Genomic DNA, 7,016 nt, shown 5'->3' with positions numbered 1-7,016 from the left:
CGAGGTGCTCCCCCGCTCCGCCGGCCTCGGCGCCGGGCTCGCGGTGGCCGCCACCGGGATCGCCGCCGTGGACCGGTCGAACGACTACATGATCGCGTTGCTCGAGCGGGCCGGGCCGGGGGCGGAGCCGGATCTGCTCGACGCCCCGGAGCCGATCGCCGAATTCCTGCTGCTGGCGGTCGCGCTCTGGGTCGCCGCCCCACTCGTGGGATGGCTGGTGTCGACGGCGGCCCGTCACGCGCGCCCGGTGGTCGGCTCGGCGATCGGTCTCGGGGCACTGATCGCCCTCGTCGTCGTCCCCCACGTCGTGTTCGACCCCCACGACGGCCCCTCGTGCCGCACCACCGCCCTGCTCGCGGTGGGCGTCCTGGTGGGCACCTACACGGGGCTGGGCTCGCTGGTGCGCTGGTCGGCGCGGCGCGTGCGGCGGGAACTGGCCACCATGGGGCCGATGGTGGCGAGGGTGCTGCCGATCCTCATGCTGGCGGTGCTGTTCCTGTTCTTCAGCGTGGAGATCTGGCAGGTCATGGTGGAACTGTCCTGGCCGCGGACGTTCGCCGTGCTGGGCGTCATGGTAGCGCTCACCGTGCTACTGGTGGGCATCTCCACCCGCGACGACATCCTCCAGGACCTGGGTGGGCGTGCGCCGGAACATCCGCTGCGTCCGGGCGAGCGGGTGAACCTGGTGCTGGTGCCCGTGCTGGCGACCCTGATCCAGGCGGCGCTGTTCGCGACGCTCGTGTTCCTGTTCTTCGTGACCCTCGGGTGGATCGCCGTCCCCGAGATCACCGAGACACGGTGGACGCTGCGCCCTCCCGACGAGCCCGGCGGGCTGCTGTTCGGTCTCCCGGTCAGCGTCACCCTCGTGCGCGTGTCGCTGATGCTGGCGACGTTCTCCGCGCTCAACCTGGCCGCCGCGGCGGCCTCCGACACCGCGCACAAGGAACGGTTCGTACGTCCTATGCTCGACGAGGTGGTCCGTGGCCTCGCGGCGCGGGAGGCCTACCTGGGGGCACGACGACGAGGGCTGCCGTAGGCCCGGGGCCCTGACGGGCCGTCAGGGGGTGCGGTAGTCCCGGGCGCGCAGCAGGACGGTCACGACCGCCGCGCCGATCACGACCGCCGCGGCCAGCGCGAGCGCGGTGGCGCCCATGGCCACGTGCAGCAGTGCGCCGGCGACACCACCGAGGACGAGCGCGGACCACAGGGCCACCTGCTGGCGGTACGGGGCCCACGATCCCCCGGCCAGCGCGTCGACCAGGCGGTGGGCCGACTTCACCACGGCGCCCGTCATGTACGTCACGCCGAGCGAGACCTCGCCACGGGAGTGGAAGACGGAGTTCATGGCCCCCATCGATGCCGCCGCCGCCGCGACGGACACCGGCGTCCCGAGCACCGTGGCCGTGGTGGCCCAGTGCAGGACGAGCGAGAGCAGGAGCAGGAACGCCACGAGGGACAGGACCGCCGGTCGGTCGTCGAGGTTGCGACGTCGGGTCACCACCGCGCCCCCGACCGCCCCCAGGAAGAAGGAGACCAGCACGACGGCGGCGATGGCGGCACCTGCGAGGTCACCGCCTGAGAGGTCGACGACCATGCGGGTGGAGTTCCCGCTCATGAAGGACACGAAGTAGCCGCCCACCACGAGGAAGCCGACGGCGTCGACGAACCCCGCGGTGGCGGCGAGCACCACCGCGAGGACCCGCTCACGCCCGCGCAGGTCGCGCATCCGCCCGCCTGTCCCCGGTCCGGCCGTCCTCCCCGACGACTCAGACGGGGTCGACGCCGAACAGCGCCGGCAGCGTCCCCTCGTGGGCGGCGCGCAACTCGTCGGTGGTGAGGGTGAACTGGCCCTGCACCTCGAACGTGCCCGAGTCGGGGTCGGTCACGCCGACCCGCGCGTGCGGGATGTTCTGCGCGGTGAGCATCTGCTGGAAGCGGATCTCCTCGCCGCGCGGCACGGAGACGATCACGCGGCCGGCGGACTCGGAGAACAGCCAGACGAACGGGTCGGCGCCCTCGGGCAGCACGACGCGGATGCCGCACTCGCCCGCCAGCGCCGACTCCACGAGAGCCTGCGCGAGGCCGCCCTCGGACAGATCGTGGGCGCCGGTGATGAGGCCGTCCTTCGAGCTGGTCGCCATGATGCGGGCCAGGGTGGCCTCCCACTTCAGATCCACCGTGGGCGGCAGTCCGCCGAGGTGGTCGTGGGCGACCTGGGCCCAGATGGACCCGTCGAGCTCGTCCCGGGTCTCGCCGAGGAGGTAGATGCTCTCACCGGGGGTGTCACCGAACGCGGTGGGCGTGCGGCGGGCGACGTCGTCGAGCACGCCGAGCACGCCCACGACGGGCGTCGGCAGGATCGGCGTGGAGCCGGTCTGGTTGTAGAACGAGACGTTGCCGCCGGTGACGGGGATGCCGAGCTCGGCACACCCGTCGGCCAGGCCGTGGACGGCCTCGCGGAACTGCCACATCACGCCCGGGTCCTCGGGGGAGCCGAAGTTCAGGCAGTTGGTCACCGCGACCGGGGTGGCGCCGGTGACGGCGACATTGCGGTACGCCTCCGCCAGGGCCAGCCGGGCACCGGTGTACGGGTCGAGCTTGGTGTAGCGACCGGAGGCGTCGGTGGACAGCGCGATGCCGCGACCGGACTCCTCGTCGATGCGCAGGACGCCGCCGTCGGCGGCCTCCGCGAGGATCGTGTTGCCGCGGACGTACCGGTCGTACTGCTCGGTGATGAACTTGCGCGAGCACAGCGCCGGGCTGGAGATCATGTCCAGAAGGGTCTGACGCAGCTCGTCACCGGTGGCCGGGCGGGCCAGGTTCGCGGTGGTGTCGGCCTGCAGAGCGTCCTGGTCGGCGGGGCGCTCGACGGGGCGCTCGTAGACCGGTCCCTCGTCGGCCAGTGACTCCGGCGGGGCGTCCACGACGGTCTCGCCGCGGAACTCGATGGTGAGCCGGTCGCCGTCGGTGACCTCGCCGATGTCGGCGGCCAGCACGTCCCAGCGGCGACACACCCCCATGAAGGCCTCGACGTTCTCCGGCGTCACCACGGCGCACATGCGCTCCTGCGACTCACTCGAGAGGATCTCCGCGGCGGTCATGCCCTCCGCACGCAGCGGGACGTTGTCGAGCACGATGTGCATGCCGCCGTCGCCGGCCGCCGCCAGCTCGGAGGTGGCGCACGCCAGGCCGGCTCCGCCGAGGTCCTGGATGCCCACGACCAGTTCCTCGCGGTACAGGTCGAGGCAGCACTCGATGAGGACCTTCTCCATGAACGGGTCGCCCACCTGGACGGCCGGGAGCTTGCGGGGTTTGACCGGCGCGCCGTGCTCATCCACGTCGAAGGTCTCGGAGGCGAGCACCGACACGCCACCGATCCCGTCGAGGCCGGTGCGGGCACCGAACAGGATGATCCGGTTGCCCGTGCCGGACGCGAACGCCAGGTGCAGGTCCTCGACGCGCATGACGCCCGCGCCGAGGGCGTTGACCAGAGGGTTGGCGGCGTAGGACTCGTCGAACACGGTCTCGCCACCGATGTTGGGCAGGCCCAGGCAGTTGCCGTAGCCGCCGACGCCCGCCACGACGCCGGGGAGCACGCGGTGCGTGTCGTCGGCGTCGGCGGGGCCGAAGCGAAGCTGGTCCATCACGGCCACCGGCCGCGCACCCATCGCCATGATGTCGCGGATGATCCCGCCGACACCGGTCGCGGCGCCCTGGTAGGGCTCGATGTACGAGGGGTGGTTGTGCGACTCCACCTTGAACGTCACGGCCCAGCCGCCGCCGATGTCCACGACGCCGGCGTTCTCACCGATACCGGCGAGCATGGACGAGCGCATCTCGTCGGTGGTGGTCTCCCCGAAATACTTCAGGTGCACCTTGGACGACTTGTAGGAGCAGTGCTCCGACCACATGACGGAGTACATGGCCAGCTCGGCGTCCGTGGGGCGACGCCCCAGGATCTCCCGGATGCGGGCGTACTCGTCCTCCTTGAGTCCGAGTTCCGCCCACGGCTGGGCCAGCTCGGGGGTGTCGGAGGCGTGCGAGATGGAGTCCACATGAGAGGTCACGGGGCCGAGTCTAGTCGGCCCCGTCCGGGTGGCGAATCGACGCCTTCGGCCCCACCTCGTGCGGGGTCGCCCGGGGTCCGACCTACGTCGACAGGACCTCGAACGTCAGGCCGCCGCGCTGGACCCGGTCCAGCAGAGCGTCACCCATGGCCTGGGCCGTGGTGAGCTGACCCGAGAGCGCGGGCAGGTCGTCGAACGCCAGGCTCAGACCCGACTCGGCGAGCATCATCGACGTCTCGGTGTACCCCGGGTCGCCCCCCGAGACCCGGGTGACGATCCGACGTCCGCCGGCGAGCGCGACGAACGTGACGTCGAACGAGGACCGGGCCCGGCGGGACTCGCTCGGCCCGGCCCCGCGGTCGATCCGCTTGAGGATCTGCGACCGGATGGGGCCGACCTGCGAGCCGAGCGCGAGCGCGCCGACACCGACCATGCCGGCCGTGGCGGTGACGGGCGAGCCGACCGACGCGTAGTGCGAGTAGGTGAAGTCCGGCCCGTAGCTCTCGAGGGCTGCGGCCGACCGCAGGACGATCTGCGGGTCGATGGTCGGCAGCGGCACGAGCCAGCGGCCCAGCACGCTGTCCCGGTGCGGCTTGCCCTGGACCGACTTGATCCGCCGGTCGGCGACCCTGCCCTCCTTCTGGCGCCGCAGCTTGGCGGTCTTCGCCGCGTCCCGCAGGCGCGCGAACTGGCCGATGGCCGAGTGGAAGGTTCCGCCGGAGAACTGGGCGTCCGCGTGGACGGCCCCGTACACCACCGCCGGCACACCCTCGGGCACCTGCTTCATGGTGTAGAACACGCCCAGGTCGTGGGGGATCGAGTCGAAGCCGCAGGCGTGGACGATCCGTGCGCCGGAGGCCACGGCCGCGTCGTGATACTCGAGGTACATGCGGTCCACGAACTCGGGCTCCCCGGTCAGGTCCACGTAGTCGGTTCCGGCCTCGGCGCAGGCGGCCACCAGGGGCTCGCCGTACTCGAGGTACGGGCCGACCGTGGTGATGATGACGCGAGCGGACCGCGCCATCTCCGCCAACGATCGCGCGTCGTCGGTGTCCGCGACGACGACCCCGGGCGCGGGGACGTCCGGCATCTCGGTGGCCAGTCGGGCGACGATCGCGTCCAGCTTGGTCCGGTTCCGACCCGCCACCGCCCAGGAACCACCCTCGGGCATGTGCCGCAGCAGGTACTCGGCCACCAGTCCCCCGGTGAACCCGGTCGCACCGTAGAGGACGATGTCGAACGGCCGGTCGGCCTTGTCGGAGGCGGAGACGGGCTGGTTACTGGTTTCGCTCATCCCACGGTTCTACCGCATCGGCCGCGGTCGGCGGGCGACGCACGGGGCACAGCCGACCACGAGTGGCGCGAGTGACCTCTGTCATTAATGTGAAGAAAGTTGATCCGTTGTCCACCAGATAAGGGCAAAATCATCTCGCGCGCGCGACCACCCGGGTCGCCGCATCTCGCCCCGGCCATTCCGGGGCGTACCTCTTAGGGAGACCCCATGGACCTCACCGGTTCGATCGCCGACGCCACCGTTCCCTTCAGCATCGAGACCTTCGGCAGCTTCGACGGCGTCGGCTCCTCCGCCGTGGACACCATCCTCGGCTTCGTCCTTGAGCTGCCCCTGACGATCCTCGGCCTCGTCGCCGGCATCGGTGGCGACCTGGGCAGCACCCTCGGCAGCCCGCTCGGCTGATCCACCCCTGCAACACCGAAGGGCCCGCCGGGAGCAATCCCGGCGGGCCCTTCGCTCTGAGCGCAGCGTGCTGATCAGACCCTGACGATCGAGTCCAGCGCGGACAGGAACAGGCCCAGCCCGTCGTCGGACGGGCCGGTCAGCGGGTCGATCGCGTGCTCGGGGTGCGGCATGAGACCCACCACGCGACCGTCGGCGGAGCTGATGCCGGCGATGTTGTTGGTGGAACCGTTGGGGGCGTCACCGGCGAAACGGAAGACCACGCGCCCCTCGGCCTCGAGCTTCTCGATGGTCTCGGGCGTGGCCATGTAGCGGCCCTCGCCGGACTTGAGCGGGATGAGGATCTCGGCATCCTGCTCGAACCGTGAGGTCCAGGCCGTGCCGTTGTTCTCCACCCGCAGCCACTCGTCGCGGCAGATGAAGTGCATGTCGCGATTGCGGCCCATGGCGCCGGGCAGCAGCCCGGCCTCGCACAGGATCTGGAAACCGTTGCAGATCCCCAGCACGGGCATGCCGCCCTTCGCGGCCGAGATGACCTCACCCATGACGGGGGCCATCGAGGCGATGGCACCGCACCGCAGGTAGTCGCCGTAGGAGAAGCCGCCGGGGACCACCACGGCGTCGACGCCCTTGAGGTCGGCGTCGGCGTGCCACAGCGAAACCGCCTCGGCCCCGGCCCGGGTGACGGCACGGGAGGCGTCGATGTCGTCGAGCGTGCCGGGGAAGGTGATGACGCCGATCCGTGCGGTCACGAGGCCGCCTCCGCGGTGTCCACGCGGACGACCTTCCAGTCCTCGATCACGGTGTTGGCCAGGAGGGACGAAGCGATCTCCTCGAGCTCGGCCTCCGTCACACCGTCGGCGATCTCGAGTTCGAACCGCTTGCCCTGCCGTACGTCGGTGACGCCGCCGTGGCCCAGACGGCCGAGGGCTCGGTGGATGGCCTGACCCTGCGGATCGAGGATCTCGGCCTTGGGCATGACTTCGACGACGACTCGGGCCACGGTGGGAACTCCTCGATCGGACGGCTACGCGGAATGATCCCGGACCGGCCGGGACTCACTGGTCGATCCTACCCGCCGCTGGTCGCCGGACCGAAAGCTCACGCGGCACCCACAAGCGCGACCGGTGACCACTCGTAGCGGGCGGGCCGCGCACCGTGCTCGCCGACGACCGCGTCGACCGCGTCGAGCAGCGCCGACCGGGGTGCCCGGCGCGAGAGTTGCCCGGCCGCGACGTTGAGCCGGACCGTCC

Annotated in this window: 7 protein-coding genes; 2 read left to right on the top strand and 5 right to left on the bottom strand. The window is 71.3% G+C overall.

Annotation, left to right across the window (positions count from 1 at the left end; all coding sequences use genetic code 11):
• A partial coding sequence (locus G6024_RS08275; protein WP_159148464.1) for a hypothetical protein occupies positions 1-1,036 on the top strand: 1,036 nt, incomplete at its 5' end.
• Between the two features lie 21 nt (positions 1,037-1,057).
• On the opposite strand, the gene G6024_RS08270 is transcribed toward G6024_RS08275, so the two are convergent.
• The 3 genes from G6024_RS08270 to G6024_RS08260 all read right to left on the bottom strand — a co-directional run bounded on the left by G6024_RS08270 (position 1,058) and on the right by G6024_RS08260 (position 5,361).
• The gene (locus G6024_RS08270; protein WP_069388991.1) at positions 1,058-1,726 is read right to left on the bottom strand and encodes a YoaK family protein; all 669 of its coding nucleotides are present in this window, start codon (positions 1,724-1,726) and stop codon (positions 1,058-1,060) included.
• 40 nt (positions 1,727-1,766) lie between these two features.
• Entirely contained in the window at positions 1,767-4,067 is a 2,301-nt protein-coding gene (gene purL / locus G6024_RS08265; protein WP_159148463.1) for a phosphoribosylformylglycinamidine synthase subunit PurL, read from the bottom strand.
• An 82-nt stretch (positions 4,068-4,149) separates the two neighbouring features.
• On the bottom strand, positions 4,150-5,361 hold the full coding sequence (locus G6024_RS08260) for a saccharopine dehydrogenase family protein (protein ID WP_159148462.1): 1,212 nt from the start codon (positions 5,359-5,361) through the stop codon (positions 4,150-4,152).
• Between the two features lie 207 nt (positions 5,362-5,568).
• Here G6024_RS08260 and G6024_RS08255 point away from each other — a divergent pair, with 207 nt between their 5' ends.
• Complete coding sequence (locus G6024_RS08255; protein WP_069388990.1) at positions 5,569-5,763, top strand: hypothetical protein; 195 nt, start codon at positions 5,569-5,571, stop codon at positions 5,761-5,763.
• A gap of 74 nt (positions 5,764-5,837) precedes the next feature.
• On the opposite strand, the gene purQ is transcribed toward G6024_RS08255, so the two are convergent.
• Positions 5,838-6,515 carry a phosphoribosylformylglycinamidine synthase subunit PurQ gene (gene purQ, locus G6024_RS08250; RefSeq protein WP_069388989.1) on the bottom strand — a complete coding sequence of 226 codons (678 nt, stop codon included), beginning with the start codon at positions 6,513-6,515 and terminating at the stop codon, positions 5,838-5,840.
• On the bottom strand, positions 6,512-6,766 hold the full coding sequence (gene purS, locus G6024_RS08245; RefSeq protein WP_069388988.1) for a phosphoribosylformylglycinamidine synthase subunit PurS: 255 nt from the start codon (positions 6,764-6,766) through the stop codon (positions 6,512-6,514). Before purS ends, purQ begins: the two co-directional genes overlap by 4 nt.
• Positions 6,767-7,016: the final 250 nt, after the last annotated feature.

Origin of the sequence: Dietzia maris (assembly GCF_014144855.1) — a bacterium.
Lineage (GTDB): Bacteria > Actinomycetota > Actinomycetes > Mycobacteriales > Mycobacteriaceae > Dietzia > Dietzia kunjamensis.
The sequence above is the reverse complement of the archived record's forward strand: the minus strand, read 5'-3'. Positions and strand labels throughout refer to the sequence as shown.

Excerpts from the sequence above, each read along its gene's own strand:
- G6024_RS08270 (WP_069388991.1), bottom strand. The coding sequence starts at position 1,726 with ATGCGCGACCTGCGCGGGCGTGAGCGGGTCCTCGCGGTGGTGCTCGCC.
- G6024_RS08260 (WP_159148462.1), bottom strand. The coding sequence starts at position 5,361 with ATGAGCGAAACCAGTAACCAGCCCGTCTCCGCCTCCGACAAGGCCGAC.
- G6024_RS08255 (WP_069388990.1), top strand. The coding sequence starts at position 5,569 with ATGGACCTCACCGGTTCGATCGCCGACGCCACCGTTCCCTTCAGCATC.